The sequence below is a fragment of the Parabacteroides timonensis genome, from assembly GCF_900128505.1.
Taxonomy (GTDB): domain Bacteria; phylum Bacteroidota; class Bacteroidia; order Bacteroidales; family Tannerellaceae; genus Parabacteroides; species Parabacteroides timonensis.
In genome coordinates, this window is sequence record NZ_LT669935.1 from 1 (window position 1) to 17665 (window position 17665).

General features: G+C 36.1%; 20 protein-coding genes. All 20 read left to right on the top strand.

The genetic code is table 11. The annotated features are described in order from the left end of the window. Nucleotides 1–588, top strand: a 588-nt coding sequence (locus BQ7394_RS00125) for a hypothetical protein (protein ID WP_317043280.1), incomplete at its 5' end; no start/stop codon positions are given. Nucleotides 589–590: 2 nt separating this feature from the next. Further along, complete coding sequence (locus BQ7394_RS00130) at nucleotides 591–791, top strand: hypothetical protein (protein WP_005783226.1); 201 nt, start codon at nucleotides 591–593, stop codon at nucleotides 789–791. 8 nt (nucleotides 792–799) lie between these two features. Then, nucleotides 800–1186 carry a hypothetical protein gene (locus tag BQ7394_RS00135; protein WP_139317658.1) on the top strand — a complete coding sequence of 129 codons (387 nt, stop codon included), beginning with the start codon at nucleotides 800–802 and terminating at the stop codon, nucleotides 1184–1186. A gap of 94 nt (nucleotides 1187–1280) precedes the next feature. After that, nucleotides 1281–1562: a hypothetical protein gene (locus tag BQ7394_RS00140; protein WP_172885953.1), complete on the top strand. Its 282-nt coding sequence runs from the start codon at nucleotides 1281–1283 to the stop codon at nucleotides 1560–1562. Between the two features lie 409 nt (nucleotides 1563–1971). Next, nucleotides 1972–4587 (top strand): TraG/VirB4 family ATPase, encoded by a 2616-nt coding sequence (locus BQ7394_RS00150; RefSeq protein ID WP_075555523.1) that lies wholly within the window; start codon nucleotides 1972–1974, stop codon nucleotides 4585–4587. Nucleotides 4588–4596: 9 nt separating this feature from the next. Beyond that, a complete protein-coding gene (locus BQ7394_RS00155) occupies nucleotides 4597–5322 on the top strand; it encodes a BRO family protein (protein ID WP_075555524.1) in 726 nt (241 codons plus the stop codon). Then, nucleotides 5315–5530 carry a hypothetical protein gene (locus tag BQ7394_RS00160; protein WP_075555525.1) on the top strand — a complete coding sequence of 72 codons (216 nt, stop codon included), beginning with the start codon at nucleotides 5315–5317 and terminating at the stop codon, nucleotides 5528–5530. The genes BQ7394_RS00155 and BQ7394_RS00160 overlap by 8 nt, the downstream gene beginning before the upstream one ends. An 18-nt stretch (nucleotides 5531–5548) precedes the next feature. After that, nucleotides 5549–6148: a hypothetical protein gene (locus tag BQ7394_RS00165; protein ID WP_075555526.1), complete on the top strand. Its 600-nt coding sequence runs from the start codon at nucleotides 5549–5551 to the stop codon at nucleotides 6146–6148. Between the two features lie 8 nt (nucleotides 6149–6156). Beyond that, a complete protein-coding gene (locus tag BQ7394_RS00170) occupies nucleotides 6157–7209 on the top strand; it encodes a TraJ family protein (protein ID WP_075555527.1) in 1053 nt (350 codons plus the stop codon). 6 nt (nucleotides 7210–7215) lie between these two features. After that, nucleotides 7216–7845, top strand: coding sequence for a hypothetical protein (locus BQ7394_RS00175; RefSeq protein ID WP_075555528.1), 630 nt, complete (start codon nucleotides 7216–7218; stop codon nucleotides 7843–7845). Nucleotides 7846–7852: 7 nt separating this feature from the next. Then, nucleotides 7853–9163, top strand: a complete 1311-nt coding sequence (gene traM / locus BQ7394_RS00180; protein WP_075555529.1) for a conjugative transposon protein TraM — start codon at nucleotides 7853–7855, stop codon at nucleotides 9161–9163. A gap of 142 nt (nucleotides 9164–9305) precedes the next feature. Next, entirely contained in the window at nucleotides 9306–10421 is a 1116-nt protein-coding gene (locus BQ7394_RS00190) for a DUF4138 domain-containing protein (protein WP_235848626.1), read from the top strand. A 5-nt stretch (nucleotides 10422–10426) separates the two neighbouring features. Next, nucleotides 10427–12238 carry a DUF3945 domain-containing protein gene (locus BQ7394_RS00195; RefSeq protein ID WP_075555532.1) on the top strand — a complete coding sequence of 604 codons (1812 nt, stop codon included), beginning with the start codon at nucleotides 10427–10429 and terminating at the stop codon, nucleotides 12236–12238. A 51-nt stretch (nucleotides 12239–12289) separates the two neighbouring features. After that, nucleotides 12290–12478, top strand: a complete 189-nt coding sequence (locus BQ7394_RS00200) for a hypothetical protein (protein ID WP_005783201.1) — start codon at nucleotides 12290–12292, stop codon at nucleotides 12476–12478. Between the two features lie 3 nt (nucleotides 12479–12481). Next, the gene (locus tag BQ7394_RS00205) at nucleotides 12482–13792 is read left to right on the top strand and encodes an ArdC family protein (RefSeq protein WP_075555533.1); all 1311 of its coding nucleotides are present in this window, start codon (nucleotides 12482–12484) and stop codon (nucleotides 13790–13792) included. Between the two features lie 3 nt (nucleotides 13793–13795). Further along, complete coding sequence (locus tag BQ7394_RS00210; RefSeq protein ID WP_075555534.1) at nucleotides 13796–14092, top strand: single stranded DNA-binding domain-containing protein; 297 nt, start codon at nucleotides 13796–13798, stop codon at nucleotides 14090–14092. Further along, complete coding sequence (locus tag BQ7394_RS00215; protein ID WP_075555535.1) at nucleotides 14092–16047, top strand: type IV secretory system conjugative DNA transfer family protein; 1956 nt, start codon at nucleotides 14092–14094, stop codon at nucleotides 16045–16047. Before BQ7394_RS00210 ends, BQ7394_RS00215 begins: the two co-directional genes overlap by 1 nt. 36 nt (nucleotides 16048–16083) lie before the next feature. After that, nucleotides 16084–16563 (top strand): hypothetical protein, encoded by a 480-nt coding sequence (locus BQ7394_RS00220; RefSeq protein ID WP_075555536.1) that lies wholly within the window; start codon nucleotides 16084–16086, stop codon nucleotides 16561–16563. A 28-nt stretch (nucleotides 16564–16591) separates the two neighbouring features. Further along, nucleotides 16592–17026, top strand: coding sequence for a hypothetical protein (locus tag BQ7394_RS00225; protein ID WP_139317659.1), 435 nt, complete (start codon nucleotides 16592–16594; stop codon nucleotides 17024–17026). Beyond that, nucleotides 17023–17520: a PH domain-containing protein gene (locus tag BQ7394_RS00230; protein ID WP_075555538.1), complete on the top strand. Its 498-nt coding sequence runs from the start codon at nucleotides 17023–17025 to the stop codon at nucleotides 17518–17520. Before BQ7394_RS00225 ends, BQ7394_RS00230 begins: the two co-directional genes overlap by 4 nt. Nucleotides 17521–17665: the final 145 nt, after the last annotated feature.

Genomic DNA, 17665 nt, shown 5'->3' on the forward strand with positions numbered 1-17665 from the left:
AACGAACGTTTTTTTAAACTGAATATGAGATTATTAAAATTGACTTTATTGCTAATGTTGTGTGCATGTACACATAGCATTTATGCACAACGGCATTACGCAGGTATTTCAGCCCTAGAAGTAAACTATGGGTTGAATATTTTTGGTAGGAATAATACTAACCTAAACTTATCAGTATCAAAGTATAGGAATCGAACAACCTACTGGAAAATAGGTTTGAACTATTTTGAAAAGTCTTATGACTACAGTTATGAGAGCAATTCGACGGAAGTTCCAATGATAGTTTCTTTTAACTCTACAGCAAAAGATTATTATATTGATGCTGCTTATTTCAAAACAGTTGCGACAAACCTTTCATCACTTTATTTCAGCCTCGGTCTAGGTCTTTTTACAGGAGTAGAAGCGTATAAGAAGCAGGATGATAAGTATGATTTCCTACTTGGCTTAAAGATCGAACCTGAATTAGAATACTTTGTATCTCCACGAGTTGCAATACTTGGACGTGTTAAGCAGTATTGGAGTCCGTTTAGCTATGCAAGCAAATGGAATACAGTCTGGAATCTTGGTGTTAAAGTCCTTATTTATTGATTATGATATTATTATCAGCTGATGTAAGCGCATTGATTGACTTATTCAAACAATGTGGCGAAATGCTAGCCGGTGTCGGATTTGTCTGTGCAGGTCTTGCGGTTATAAAAAAAATAATAACTAATCATGAGAAAATGAAAGAAGCTATAATTACGTATATCGTTGCATTAGTAATATTTATACTAATATGGTCGCTTATATAAATATACAAATGACTGAATATCTAACTACTAATTATTCATTATTTGATCTGGCGATAGTTACGATAGTTATTGTTTCAATTCTAATTTTAGGATTGGTCTATTTTTCCGGAAGTAAAAAGAAAACGGAGTGTACAGCTTCACTATCAGTTGAAGAAGAAAAATCTGATTCTGATCTAGTTTTATCTCCACGCATAACAATAGTTTTTCAAAAGGATCTTTCAGATGATGAAGAATTAAGTAGAGAGATAGCGGATATGTATATTTCAAACCGGGCGTACTATTATGCTGGTAAGATACCACCGTTGCAGCATCAAGTACTTTCGGAAAAATCAGATGATGTTTTTGTCAAATATGAAAGTGTTGATTTTTCCGATTTAAGCAAGATTGATATATAAATAACATGTATAAAATAACAATTAAAATTTTAAGATTATGGTACAAGTTTTGAAAAAGAGTGTAGATTTTGTTAGTGTACACAAGCGTATTATTATGATTTTAGGTCTTTTCCTGCTGACTTTTGTTGTCGTTCCTCAAGTTGTAGAAGCCCAAAGCGCATTAAAAATTAGCAGCTTGTCCGATGTTGAATCGAAAGCGCAAGAAGGTTCTGATACGATTCTTAATATCGCAAAGTATGTATTAGCTGCCGTGCTTGGTATAGCTTTAGTATTTGTGATCTATTCCCTTGCAACGAATAATCCCCATGCCAAGGAATACCTTCTCGGATGGATCATTGCGGTTGCGGTTATTATGGTAGCTTTCCTTATTATCTGATTAATGAGGACTATAAGAAAGATAAATAGACCAATTAAGTTCTTTGGCTTAACGTCGGGACAATTTGGTCTATTTATGTTGGCAAATGCTTTGATTATAATTGTTTGCATATTTAAGCATGTTCATCCGGTAATCATAGTTAGTGTCATGGGAGCTATATTCTTTGCTTCAGGTGTCTTATTCAAGAACCTAAAACGGGAACATAAAGCTGGCAATCCGGACTATCTAACCGGCTTATCGGTTAGATCTGCAACCCCTAAACAGATAATAGATAAACATAAGGTGTTCAATTTTATAATGAAGCAGAAATGATCTTGAAATCCTGCGGAATGTGTGGAACAGATTAAGGCTGTCGCTTTTTCTTGCAGAGAGTTTATATCTACTATGTGGTAACTAATTACAAAATAAAATGATAGGATTTATTATTATATCGGCATTATTACTGTGTGGTGTCATTACATTACTCGCCATACTTTTTATGCGTCCTTCTGAAGTTCCTATATCTGATAAATCAATAGATCTTTCAGCTGTACTACCGATCCAGACCATAACGGATAGCGTTATAGTAAACGGTAGCGGAGATTTAACCATTGGATATAAATTGTTTCTTCCGGAAGTATTTACTCTTTCGCAGGAAGATGCAAAATATATACATGAGAGGTTAGAGGGGCTTTTTAAGATGTTACCTCCTGCAACGGTGGTGCATCAGCAGTGCTTTTACTATGTAAGCCAGTATAAGAACAATGACTTTTCTGTTAATCCATTGAAAGCGGAAAGTATTAAACACTTTAATAACAAGCAAATAATAAACTGCTATACAAATTTGTATATCACTTTTGCCAATACAGATTTGAAAAAGGGAGTGCGAAAAAAGGCTTCTAATACATCGCTGCTTAAAAAACTTAATTATCCTTTTAAACAGCCCTACAAGAACTATGAAGAAAGGTTATCAGAGATTGAACCGAAAATCTTGAATTTTGAAAATGGGTTATCTTCTATAACCCAATTTGAGATAAAGAAGATGGATAGTAAAGACTTAAATAATGCTGTCTTTGATTATCTTAATCTCTCGTATGCCAAACCAACAAAAGATGCTACCCAAGAAACAGTTAGCCCAATGATGGTAACTCCTATTGGTGATCTGAAGGTTGGGCAAGAATATTTAGCGATGCTTTCTCTTACCGTGGAAGGGGAAAATCTTTATGAGCTGAATGTACCCAATACGGGTAAATCAAAAGCGTATGGAAGTACGATTGAGCTGCCAGAGAATATACGATCTAAATGTTCTATGTTGTATCCGCTCGGACTTGGTTTGCCTTTCGATCATATTGTAAATGTGGTGATAGAGATAACAGATACAGATACTACGCTAACGGCTATTAATGCTGAAAAAAACGGGCTAAACTATTTGACTAACTTTTATCCTCCGGCTAAAGACAAGCAAAAACAACAAGAACTTTTCTGTAAAGAAATTACGGATTTTGATTATCAAACAGCTTATACAGCTTTTAATGTGATTATCAATGATCCGGATCGTTCTTCTCTAATTCGGAAAATTTCATTGGCACAGCAGGGATTTAGTTTTATGAACCAAAGTTCTTGTTATGTCGAGAATGCGGAGTTGTGCAATTTATTTTTTTCTAATATACCGGGGAATGCTCGGAGCAATTATAGGGGGTTTATCAATACGACCAAACAGGCGATTTGTTATTTGCAAAAAGATAGTATTTATATTTCTGATCTGCAAGGGCATTTGTATAATGACCGATTCGGAAATCCTGCTTTGATAAATTTATGGAATAACAAGGCTTTAAACAATAGAAATAAAATAGTAATCGGTCCGTCCGGCTCCGGAAAGTCTTTTTGGCTAAACAACTATATTTATCAGTCTTATTCTTTGGGTAATGATATTACAATTATTGACATCGGCGGATCTTACAGGTCTATGATTAGCCTGCACCGAGGTAAATATTTTGATTCTACAAATCAGAAACAGTTTGCTTTTAACCCGTTCTTGTGTGAACGTGATCGGAATGGTAGATATATTTATATTGATACTTCAGATGCAGAAGCAGCCGAGGATCTTATTAAAACGATCTGTGCTCTTTTATCCTATATCTGGAAACAAAATAAGCCTATAGATCCCACCGAGAAAGCTATTCTTAGAAAATCAGTGATCGCATTTTATGAGTATGTAAATAATTCTTCCGTTAATGGTACAAATGAAAGGATTTCTCCTAATCTGATAGAATACCGGGATTTCTTGCGGGATGTATTTATTGTAAAAATGACTGACTTTGAAAAACGTAGATTTGAGATAGAGGAAGTGCTTTTACTACTAGAACCTTATACGGATGGAGAACTGTCCTTTTTGTTGAACGCAACTGAAAATATTGATATAGTTAATGATGATTTAATTGCGTTTGATATGGAGGACGCTGCAAAGAAGGAATATTTTCCTTTGGTAGCGATTATTACGCTTCAAATGGTTATCGATAAGATCAAGAAGCGTGAAGGAGTTAATAAGGAATTGATTATCGATGAAGCCCTAGACTTTTTAAGTGATGATAAGTTCGGTGATTTTATCGCCTATTTGTATCGTACATTCCGTAAAAAAGACGGGGCTATAACGATAGCTGCTCAAAATGTACTGTTCCTGAAGAACTGTCCACCGGCGATCAAGGATTCAATACTTATAAACTGTGATACTAAAGTAATACTGGATCATTCAAGTTATAGAAAGGAGTTGCCCAATCTGCGAGATATTCTTTCTATTTCAGAAGAGGAACTAGTAATGATAGATAGTCTGCAAAATAGGGATGATGAAATAAAGTGGAGAGAGTTCTTCATTAAATTGGGAAACGAAACCTATGTTTTTCGCAATGAAGTATCTGAATTTGCCGCTGTCGCTTTTGATTCAAGGCAATCGACTGTAGTAAGGCTCAAACAGCTTTTTGAGGAAACAGGATCTACTTATGCCGCTATTAACCGGTATTTGGAAGAGAGAAGAAAACACTATAAATGATTTAGAAATATGGGAAATAAAATTCAAATATTTAAAAATTCTGCTTTCGGAGAGATTAGAACGATATCCATAGTCGGTGAGCCTTGGTTCGTGGCAAAAGATGTGTGTGGTGCTTTAGAACTTACGGATGTAAGTATGACCATGAAGTCTTTGGATGATGATGAAAAGCGGGTACAAGTATTACTTGTATCAGGTGGTAAAAACCCCACCAGAATGTGGTTTGTTAATGAATCCGGGCTTTACAATGTGATATTTCAATCCCGTAAACCAAAAGCCCGTTTCTTCCGTCGATGGGTCACTCACGAGGTTTTACCACAGATCAGAAAAACAGGAAGTTACGGTGATAATAGCAGAGGAATAAGAACTGTTGTCGATAAAATGCTAGATATACAGAAACAGCAAATGGATATAATAAGATCTCTGGTCGATTCCGGTTCTTCTATGGATTGTAATGTGTATAATGAGACACAGGGTGTGTTAAATAGTACACAGCTATTCGAGAATGATGTGATAACCGAGTATTCGGGTGATATCATCAGGACTTTCAGGAACAGAATCGGTATTTCACAAAAACAGCTGGCAGAACGAGCGAATATTGATAGAGCGCATATAGCACATATAGAGAAAAACCAAAATAATCCGTCTGTCCCTACTTTCTTTAAATTGCTTAAAGGGATGGGGTATGTGGCAATCTTTTTGGAAAATAAACAATTGAAAGGAGGAATTAATGAATGATGCTGTAGAAGGGTTAAATGAGATAAAAGGATGGTCGGGAGAATTTAACAATACCTCTTTTAGTATAGCAGGATATATTACCGCTGCAATGCTCGGCGTCTCCCTGATTTTTGTCGTCTGGGCTTTAGCTACAAAGAAAGATAATGCAAGAACATATCTAGTCGCTTGGTTTGTGGCTTTGATATTTGCGATAGTATTTATTCTATGATAATAAATTTACAAAATTATGAAAATAAAGATACTCTTATTTTTTTCTGTGTTGCTGTTGAGTAGCTCTTTTTCTGTTCAAAAGGCTAGTGCGCAATGGGTTGTTAATGATCCGGCTCACATGGGAATGAACCTTGGCGAATGGGGAGCGAATGCAGCGCAATGGGTTAAGCAGCTTAACGAAATGATTGATGCTGCACATATACGAGAAAATTTGCAAAAGATAGACCAACTCCGCCAGCTGCAATCCTTGGTGGAACTAGCTGAATTGTTGGATGATGTGGCTTGTCTAAGTAGTGATTACCGTTTTTATATGAATATAGGCGGTAACTATCATTGTTTGAAGTTCCTAAATTTCCAGCAAGTTACAGTAAATTTAAATCTAAGTACGGACCTATTATTCAAGGTTGCTACCGTTGCCGACTATTTCAGTATGAATAGTGAAGGGCGAATGTCTTTTGTCGGACAGGTCAGAGAAACTCTAGAAGCGGCTTCTGCTGAAATGAAATCATTTAATGAGGCAGTAAGAAGTGAGATCATAAAAGATGCAAGTCGAAAACATGTAGGGAAAACATATTATAGCGGAAATTTATCTGCTTTTAGTCGATATACTAATTAATCAGCCATATGAACGGACAAGATACTTTTTTGTGGGGATTGCAAATTAACGATTCCCTTACAATGGAATTAACTGCGCAAATGACGGTAATTGCGCTTGGTGTAGCAGTAATCTGCTTCATCTGTAATACAGCTTATAATTACCTATATCATGGTGTTAGCCAGCTTTTAACAGCGGATGAAAATAAGTTTCCGGATTTGATGGAAATAGCCCGCTGTTTTGCTTTAATATTCTGTCTTTCGCTATATACGCCCATTGCAAAAACAATTGTCGGAACGATGGAAGTTATTAATGAAGCAACTTCCCTGAAAGGTAACCGGGCACAGGAATTTGCAAGTTTTCTAAAAAGATCAGCGGAAGAACAACATACGATGATAGCCGATAATGAAAAAACGGCACTTGAGGCGGAAGTCGCTGCGGGGAAAGATCCGGAAGGGGCTATGAATAAAGAACTGAATAATATGAATCAAGGAAATAAAGTCAATGAAGGTACATCTACATTGAAGCAAATAGCCCAAATATTAAATCCAGCCAATTTCGCAGCTATGCTCCTACATGCTCTATCCGCATTGTTGGTCGGGATTATACAGCTTATCGTATTGGGATTGGGAGTCGTTATTGTAAAGATACTTGTCATATTAGGTCCCTTCGTTTTTGCTTTTTCCATTCTGCCGGTATTTCAAAAGCAGCTATCTAATTGGTTTGGTACACTGTGTTCCGTTGGTATGGTATTTACCGTGATTAATATTTTAAATCAGATAATGTGGTTTACATTTAAGTCAATCTATGATTCTGACGCATTCAACGCAGTAGATGAAGCGACAAAACAACTACAATATTTATGTATGAACCTTGCTTTGATCGGTTCTTATTGTTGTTGTTTCTGGTTGGCAAGTAAGATAGTCGGTCATGGTGATGCCGGTAGAATCATTTCTAAAACGGTATCTATTGTAACTGCTGCTGCAACGATGGCGATTGCTGGATCAGCGATAGCAGGGGGGGCTACAAATGTAGGGGCTGCTGCTTCATTAGGTAAAAGTGTTATAGATAACGAAGAATAAATAAATATGAATCTTACAAAATTTAAAACGGTAGATCAAGCCTTTAAAACAACAGTTACCATAGCGGTTTCTTGTTGTGTGGTAATGGGGATCTCCTTTACAATCTGCTTTTTCTATTTATCCAATAAAATAGATGCGGCTTATACGAAGGCTTTAGTACTTGATACTTCAGGACAGGTTTATGATGTTGCAGCCATTGAATCTGCAGCGATGCGAAAGTATGAATATGAAAATCATATCAAAACATTTGTTTCGCTGTGGTACTCCTTCGATGAAAGCACTTATGAGAATAACGTAACATTAGCTCTTAATTTGATTGGTAATCGAGGAAAAGAGCTTTACAATGAATATAACGATATTAATATGCTTAATTCTTTGATTCAGAAAAATATACGCTATGGCGTTATAATCAAGGATATTCATATCAATATGCAAACAGTTCCGATATCCGGGGATATACTGTTTACGCAAACCGGCTATCGTGCTAGGGGGAGCGTAGCACGTGATATTTCTGTGAATTTTACTCTATATGATGTATCTCGATCACGTGAAAACTCTCACGGTGTTAAAATCGAAAGCTGGGAAGTTCGATATTCGGAACCACGAGAAATAACAGATGACGAAAAATTAAAATAATGGAGCTATGGGAAACTTTTTAAAAGAAGCGTTGAAGGACAAAAACAAATTGTTAATGTTAGTGCCTCTACTTTTGGGCGTACTTTTTGTAATAGTTTTCTTTGGTAAAAAAGAAAAACCGGCTGAATCGGCATCCAATACAGAAGAAGTGAATCAGGCTTTTCTTGAACCGGACACAGAAGGAGAAAAGAAGATCGCTAATAAGGTAGATGCTTATAAACGTGAACAGGAAGAAGATGCTCGTAAGAAACGTGAATTGGAACAATCACAAGTAAAAGGAAGCGATTTCTATTTTGAAATGCAGACATCCGAAGACGAATACAACGAGAAAATGAAAGCTCGTATTGAGAAAATGAAGAAAGATCCATTGGACGAAGTTACTAGCGAATACAAGGAACGAGGAAAAAAATCTAACAGTGCATTTTCTGATAAAATGCGCCAACAACTAAATGATATTGAGGATCAAGAAACCTTTAATCAGATAGTCAAGGAAGCAAAGAAAGAGGAAAGAATACGCAAAGAGCTAGAAGAAAATGCAAGATTTCGGGATGAAATGAGGAAGAAATATCAGGATCAAGCATCAGGAAAAGATATAGAGAAATCTCAAGAGAATATTTTTCCGAAAGTAAATGATTCTATTCCTAAAGTTGAGAAAGCTTCAAAGCCGACTTTTATAGTGGAAAATGGAAAACGGCGTCGCCGGTCACAATTTACTATTAACCAAAAAGTCAATCTTATCAAAGCTGCTATTTATGGAGATCAGACCATTGTTAGTGGAAGTGCTGTCCGGATGCGCTTGTTAGAGCCTTTATGGGTTGGTGGCGTTGAGATCCCTGCAAATACGATCTTCTACGGAAATGCTAGTGTCGGATCTACTCGTTTGAAAATTACGGTAGAGAACATACGATATGGAAAATATATAAGTCCTGTCGCTTTTACTATTTATGATTCTGATGCGATTGAGGGATTGAATTTACCCAATAACATGAAAGCTGAAGCTGCCCGGAAAATGGAACAGGGCTTGCTTCAAGGCGTTCAGCTTCCGATTTCTTCTATTGGCACAGTAACAAGTGAGGTAACTAGTGCGATCACTGCCACTACACAGGTTACTAGACAAATTTTAAATCAAAGCCTTTCTCAAGTAAAGGTTCATTTAAAAGCTAACTATAATATGTATATCAAGGAAGAAACTAATGAAGATAGAAAAAAGAGAGAGGAAGAAGAAGCTGAAATAGAACGTCTGTATAGAGAAATGCAGATGCAGCAGAATGAACCAAAGAAAAAGAATCCTTTAACCCAACTAATTGAAGCATTATAATGATAATTGATATACTTAATTTTATGGTAGCTGTAGCTACTGTTTTTTTGGCTTATAGGTTCTTTATAGAACGCTCTAAAGGGAAAAAGATAGCAGAAATGAAAGTACTGATGTATAGTTTAATATTTTGTTTCGTTCTGCTTTGGATTATAAATATTTTTATTGGTTTTGTAAAATGAAAACATTGCTTTTTATATTAATCATGTTTTGTGTTCCATTCTCCATTTCTGCACAGGAAAAAAAAGAACTGGACTCCCAAACAATTTATGTTTCGTTTGATAAAACGAAACATATAGTACTTCCTGCACAAGTAAGTGACATTTCGTATGGTCGTGAAGATTATGTAAAAGTGGAACGGGTGGAAAATGTTCCTAATGTTGTCCGCATAACGGCACAGGAAGAAGATTTTTCAGGAACGACAAACCTTATCATAGTTTGTACAAACGGGAATGTCTATTCTTATAAAATATCCTATCTGTTATCGGGAATGACGGATCACTGCGGAAATATCGTATATGCCGGTGATGTGGATAGATCACGTTGTTATAACGTGATAGTCAATAATAACAATACTACAGAAATGTTTTTTCCAGCAGATGTGTTGTATCTGAAACAAGGAAATGAAGAAGTTTTCGGGGTTGAGTATTATAATAATATGGTTAAAGTTGGTACAACCTTTGATGCCTTTGAACCCTCTAATCTGTTTGTTATCGATAAAGATCTGAATACCTATGAAATTACCTTGTTTAAAGACCATGCTCTTACTTACTCTTACAACTTTGACGATGGTCGCAAATATATTGCACACATTGATGTAAATAGCATAGAGATGGATAATATTATCAATAAACTGCATTATAAAAAGCGTAATATCTTCAGTTTGGGAGTTATAAAAAATAAGTTTGAGATGTCCCTTGCAAACCTATATGTAAAAGATGATTTCATGTTTTTTGTATTTGATATAAAAAACTTCTCAAATATAGATTATGACGTTGATTTTATTAAATGCTTCCTTCGTGATCAGAAGAAGGTTAAGAACTCTATCCAGCAGGAAGTTCCGTATGATCCGGTAGAACAAAAAGACTTTGATAAAAAGATATTGGGTAAAAGCCAAAATCGTTTTGTCCTAGCATTCAATAAGTTCACTATCCCGGATGATAAGGTTTTTGAGATCGAAATGTTTGAAAGGGGTGGGGGAAGGCACATGAAATTATCTATATTGAATGAATATATATTATCCGCTGAATTATTAAAATAATTGACATGAAGCTGCAAGAGGTTCTAACAGAATATCAATATAATAATGTCGGGCAATTTAGGGCGATTGCGGAAAGTTTAGGTTACAAAGAAGCCTATAACAAGGGGGCTTTGCTCTTTACCCGGAATGACGAAGTATTTCGCATCGATATGGATAAGATACGTTCACACACAAAGCGAGAACCGGATTTATCTGCGGAAAAGGCTTCTATGGATCGTGTTTGCCAGTTCTTTAATCGGGATCAGGCTTTATCTCCCGACTATAAAAGCGTATTAAAAAATGAAGGGGTTGACATTGTTAACTGGGGTGATCTAAAAAATGATACCAAAGATCGTTTTACTGTGATCGATCATAAAAATAAAATCTGCTATACCGGAAAAGAACTGTATGAGTATGCTTTGCAAAATGGTTACTCGTTAGACGGGAAAGGTACAAAGTTAGAGAAGGGTGTATTATCCGGATTAACGGATATCAATGGTAAACCAGCTAAAGTTCGGTTGCATGAAAACGGTATTTCTATTATATATAGGAAGGAAGCGTTAACCATACCGGATCGCATTTACGGAAAGAAATTATCGAAGCAACAGAAGCAAGATCTACTTGATGGCAATGTGATAGTCTTGTCAACAAAAAAAGGAGATATACTTCTTCAGGTAGATAAGGATCTTAATGCAGTGGTGGTACGTTCGGAAAAAGAATTGTCTGTCCCTGCTAAAATTGGAGATTACGAATTGACCGCAGCAGATAAGTATCTTTTAGCGAATGGTCATTCTTTAGATAACAAAATGATCCATACTCCTGAAGGTTACATAATCACAGATATAGCTATGCTTCCGGATAAGAAAGGATATTCTTTCTCAAACATCCAGAAAATATCAGAAACAAAAGCACAGCAGATTTTACAGGCAAGAGAAGTGGCAAAGGATAAAGAGTATCTTAATGATAAGCTAAAGGATATGCAGCGTACCGGAAAGATCGATATAGACGAGTTGAAGGATAAAAGGTATGAGCAATTAATAAACAGCCATTTTTCCACAGAACATAAGGAATACCTATTTTATCTGAAAGATGAAAATCCGGATAAAAACTATAATTATGATCTTGAAGCACGCATCAGGTTAAAGGCTGGGGATATGTTAGAAAAAGAAGGAATAATCGCCAAAGGTACAACTGAAAAGGAATTGAAAGAAGAAGGCTTTAAAGTTGAGAAGATCCGGGAACAATATCAGGAGAAAGTAACGGGTAAGGATTTTGTTCCTGATCGAGATCTTGACAAGGAGTTAAGAGAAGCCGTTGTCAAGAATGACTATGAAAAAATGGCTAGTTTGAAAGAGGAAGGTTACAAGCCTTCAGAGGAAGTTATTAGAGGTTTGGGACAAGATACAAAGATTGATCAGACGCAAGCTATCGTTATAGAAAAACTATTTGGGATGAAACCTGAAGTGCAAAAAGCGGAAGAAGTAACACAAGCAAAGGAAGAACCCAAAGAAGCAAAGGTAGAGCTTAATGCTGATCCAGCTAATGCTAAGGTTTCTCCGGAACTAGATAAAGAATTTAAAGAAGCAGTAGAGAAAGGCGATTTTGTAAAGATGTCACAACTGAAGGAACAAGGCTATCAACCTTCCAAAGAGTTGATTCAGTCTTTGAATGAAACTGCATCTGGCAATACGATGATAGCCGTTCAGAAGATATTTAATCTGAAAGGCTCTGCTAATACGCTCGGAGATGTTAAGCTAGCACAAGGTCAACAAAGTGCAGAAAAAGATCTAAAGCGTCCTCTCGCCAATACGGTAAATAAGATGTTTTCCGATTTATAATTAATAGATTTTTCCGAAAGTAAAAAATGTTGTCACTTAAAAATAAATATCATGGAAGATTACAACAAATTGGTAGAAAAGAATCAGACTGGGGAGATTGACGATCTTGAATTTTTATTAGCTCAAGAAGATTTAGCGGCTCTCTACGTTGCGGATATGCAAGCTGAAGGAGTTAGCCCGAATGCGGAAAACGCTGCTGAATGGTTGCTAAAATATGAAAATGAACACCTTTATCAATAAGTCATGGATAATCAGGCAAATGATAAGGCTCTGCAAAAATTTGCGGATCTTATGATAAAGAAACTTACGGAAGTCGATGCGGATTGTCATAAACCTTGGTTTACAACAACAGGATATGGCTTACCACAAAATATTGATGGGCGTTTTTATAATGGAATCAACTCCTTCATGCTTTTTCTTCTTCAAGAGGAACGTAGTTTCCAGACACCTGTATATATGACTTTTCCGCAAGCAAAGAAACAAGGGCTTCACATAAACAAAGGAGCATCCTCTTTTCCTGTCCTATTTTGGAATTTTATGATTAAAGACGATAAGGGGAATAAAATTTCGATGGATGATTATAAGGCTTTGACTAAGGAAGAGCAGAAAGAATATACCGTTATTCCTTATACAAAACCTTATCACGTGTTTAATGTTGATCAAACAAACTTTGCGGAAGTATATCCGGAAAAATGGAAGGCATTGAAGGGTAAATTTAATTGTCCTAAATTGAAAGATGAACAGGGAATGTTTTCATCGCCGGAGTTAGATCACATGATAAAACACGGTACATGGTTATGTCCTATTGTTTCTTCTTTCTCTGACAAGGCTTTTTTTCGTCCTTCAGAGGACAAGATATATTTACCCCTTAAAGGTCAATTCTATACAGGAGAAGGATTTTATAGCACATTGTTACATGAGATGGCACATTCAACCGGTATAGATACCCGTTTAGGACGTGAAATGAAAAACATGTTTGGTGATCCCAAATATGCAAAAGAAGAATTAATCGCAGAATTTACCGCTGCTGTCTCTTGCCGTTCTCTAGGTATCGTTTCCGGAATCCGGGAAGAAAACGCACAGTATTTAAAAAACTGGCTCGGAGCGATCAAAAAAGAACCTAAATTCCTCTATTCCGTATTAGTTGATGTAGGTAAGGCTAGCACTATGATTTTGAATGAAGTCTGCAAGTATGAGTTATTGAAGAAGGAAGAACAGGAAAAGCAACAGGAAGAATGTAAGCATATAGAGAATAAAAAAGTAGATGATAGCAAGGATTTTTCTGAAACCCGGAACGATGAAAAATTATCACCAGCTTTTAATATAGCTCTAGCAGCTGCGCTAGCCGGTTCGTTTAAGGAATTGGTTAACCTAAAGGAGCAGGGATATAAACTGTCTGCAAAGGAACTTGATACATTAAAGGATGCAGATCCGAAAATATATATTGCCGCACAGAATATATTTAATATAAAGTTGGATGATCCTACTCCTTCCCTACAATTTTCCGAATCAAAAAATAAAAATGAAGTCAAACAATTATCTTTAAATTTTTAGCGTATGTTTATAGGTCATGTTACGGGTTATCTTGGATCAGATGCCAAGAAAACACAGAAAGGTTGTTCATTCAATGTTTCCACTAAATACAAAGAGGGAAACGAAGAAAAAACGTTGTGGATCTGTTGTTTCTTAAATTACGAAACAAAGGTTGCGGAGTTTTTAAAAACAGGAACTATGGTTCATGTGTACGGGGAAATCACTGTCGGTATCTTTAAGCGTGATACTGGTGATACAGTCCCTTCAGTAACTATGAGTGTAGATAAGGTTCAATTACTCTCTAGCAAGAATAAAGAATAATGGAACCAGCAAAGAAGGAATTATCATTTGTCTTTATATTGCTTTCCGTAATAATCGGGGGCGTGATAATCTTTCAGTGGGTTTTGGTGAATGATCTTTGTTCACCAAGCCCAGCTATATTATTGCAGTTGGGAAAGCTTTTACGCAAAGCTATCATGTTTCGATTCCTATATGTAATATTACTAACAGGATTGGCTTTTCTGTTCCCGGTGCAAAAGAGAAAGGATGAGTCCTTAAAATATGCATATACAACCACTACATTAGTTTTAGCAATTGCTTTGATATTAGGATTCAGTAATGTTCTATCATGGTACAATTTACTAGTTTTTCCGATAGTATTTATAGGATTTACAATACTTGTGATCCAGACAGCTGGCTTTTACCTTAAACGGCATGTGGTATCTGATAAATCTATCTTCGGGATATCACATGAAGAATCAGAGTTTTATTTTGATTTTGAAACAGTAGAAGGAAATCTTAGAATCCATAAGCCACAGCAAAATCTTTATATTGACGGTGGTCCGGGATCTGGAAAATCGGAAAGCTGGATTAAGGGTATCATCTATCAATGTGCAGAGCGTAACTATGCCGGATTTGTATATGATTGGGAAGGAGATCCTACTAAACCGGGGTCGCCTATTTTGTCCCGGATCGCATACGGTAGTATAGAATATTTTAAAAGAAAGAATGTATCAACACCAGCCTTCGCTTTCATAAATTTTGTAGACATGTACCGGACGGTTCGTGTTAATGTACTTTCGGAAAAATATGTTCCTAAAGGAAGCGAATCCTTGTTTATTCGTAATATCGCTACTACCTTAATGAAAAACCTTGAAAGTTCATGGAAGGAAAAAACTGATTTCTGGGCGAACAATGCGATTAACTATGTATATTCAATTGCTTATAAATGTTACAAAGAACGAGCAAAGGGAATAGGAACTTTACCCCATGTAATCGCTTTTGCATTATCAGATAGTGATCTGGTCTTTAAATGGCTCTCTGAGGATGCGGAAATTGCGCTAAACATGTCTTCCATGTTAACCGCATGGCGTTTAGGCGCACAGCAGCAGACCGCTGGTGCGGTATCTTCTGCACAGACTCCGCTTGTTTTGCTTAACAATAAATACATCTTTTGGGTGCTATCACCACTTCCGGAAGAAGAATATTCACTGGATATAACTAATCCGGATCATCCTACACTGCTGTGTATAGGCAATGCTCCTTCAATTAAAGAAGCAGTATCTCCTCCTGTTAGTTGTATCGCTAGCGTTGTCATGTCGCAAATGAATAATCCCGGCAAACAAAAGAGCGTTTTTATGGTGGATGAATTTCCAACGGTAAATTTGCAGGGTATAGATGTATTTATAGGTACAGCACGTAAACACAATGTAGCTACAATCTTAGCCGTACAGGACTTTAATCAAGCAATCCGGGATTATGGAGAGAAAAGTGCAAATATCCTGCGATCTTCTTGTGGTAGCCAAGCCTATGGAATGACCGGTAACGAAAAGACGGCAAAGGATCTGGAAAATCTTTTGGGAGAAACGAAAGAAGCACAGGAATCGTTCTCACATCAGGAATCCGGTACTGGAAGCATGACCGAATCTCTGCAAAAAGAGAAAGTAGTAAAGGCTCGTGAAGTTGCCGGGCAGAGTGTAGGTCACTTCATCGGCAAGGTCGCTGGTGGTAAACCTCCTTATTTTAATACACAATTTAATATGTGTAAGTTTGTAGATAAGGATATTCCACCTTTTTCCAAACTTGTAAATTTGGGAGAAGGCAAAGGAGAATTAGAGTATGATATAATGGAAGAAATAGTAAATACAAATTATCGTTCAATCATCACAAAAGTAAATGCGATATTGGAAGATGTAAAGAATAAATCGGCAACGGATAATAAAGACAAAGAAAAAACTATGCCAAAAGACAATAATCATAAGGCATGGAAAGAATAAAAACTATATATTTGTGAAAACATAAAAATTACATATATGAAAAATTGGTTATTATTGGGAGTTTTAATATTGGGCTTAAGTTCATGTGGCTCCCCCGAATATGAAAAGGCAATTGCCGATTGGATTCAAACAGATGAAGACGGTACTTGGACTGATCTTAAGTTTGAATTGATAGAGTTGCTTGAAGAAAAAGATGTGACAGTTTCCGACAGTTTATTGTATTTGGAAAGTAAAGGTGCTCAACAGGTACAAATAATAGAAAGAGCGGAGAATCCCCGTGCTTTGATCAGAACTTCTTTCTCTGATTACGCCAAGGCTAAAGATAATTTAAAATGGATAGAGAAAAAGAAAATGGAGTATAAGGATAGAGATAGTACAGAGGTGTTAGCCAAACTATTGAAATGCAAGTATGCAATTGTTCCACCTAGTTTAAAGGCTAGGCAGGAAAAAACAGAAACATTTTTGCTCACTCCTGACATGATCAGCTGCTTGGGTAGAATAAAATATGGAAAGTAGTGATAATCTAATATTAAATTGTAGTATAATGAAAAAGAGTAGATTATTTTTCTTGTTGTGTACCTTCTTGATACTATTTTCTTGTAGTGGGTCGGATGATGATAAGTTTTCACTGAAAGATGAAGCATATACGTATAAGGTTGTATTTGAGGTCATTGGAACAGACTATATGGCTGAAGCGCATGTATTAAACACAGACAATGTTCCGTTATATGATGCGACTGATAATAAAAATTTGAAGCAGGCATCTATAAATGAGGAATTTGTAGGAAAGAAGGTGTATTATACTACGGACAAAGTACAAATGTTTTCCTCACAAGGAATTATACTTAGCAAATCTGGTGCAACCTTGACTATGACGGTATATGAGGACAATAAAGAGGTGTATAAAAATACGGTCTCTGTTCCTGATGGCAAAAACACAGTAAAGGATTTGCATTACTATAAAAATAATGTAGAATGATAAGCGATTTGCAAGCGGATATAACTTTGAAACCCAAATTAGGTTATTGGGTTTCAAAGTATTTTGTGATAATTGTTGTTGCGTCTCTACTCCCGTTCCCTGCTATTTATTGGAATTTAGAAATGCCAGTACATTATGCGCTGATGGGGCTGTTTTTAGTTGTTTGGATTATGTTATGTTACACATACATAGATACACTGTTTGCTACAAAATGGATTATTACCAAGGATGAACTGATCTTCAGACATGGTATAGTCTCAAGACGAGAGGATCATTTAGAATTATATAGAGTGATTGATTATTCGGAAAAACAAAGTTTTTTACAACTAATTTTTCACAATAAAACAGTGAAAGTTATATCAGGTGACGCTTCTGACCCTGTTTTATATATGTATGGAATTGATCAGAAAACACCTATTATAGGTCCTTTGCGTGATAGGGTTAAAATCGCAAGGAAAGAAAGCGGAATTTTTGAGGTTACAAACAGATCTTGAAAAGGAAGAAAAAATTTCAGTTTAAAAAAACGTTCGTTTTAATAAATTTAAAAATCACCTTCTCTATATTTTTCAAAAGCTATGTACGTGCTACTTTTGCCGTAAAAATTATGAAATATGGTTATGCACGTGTATCAACTCCGGA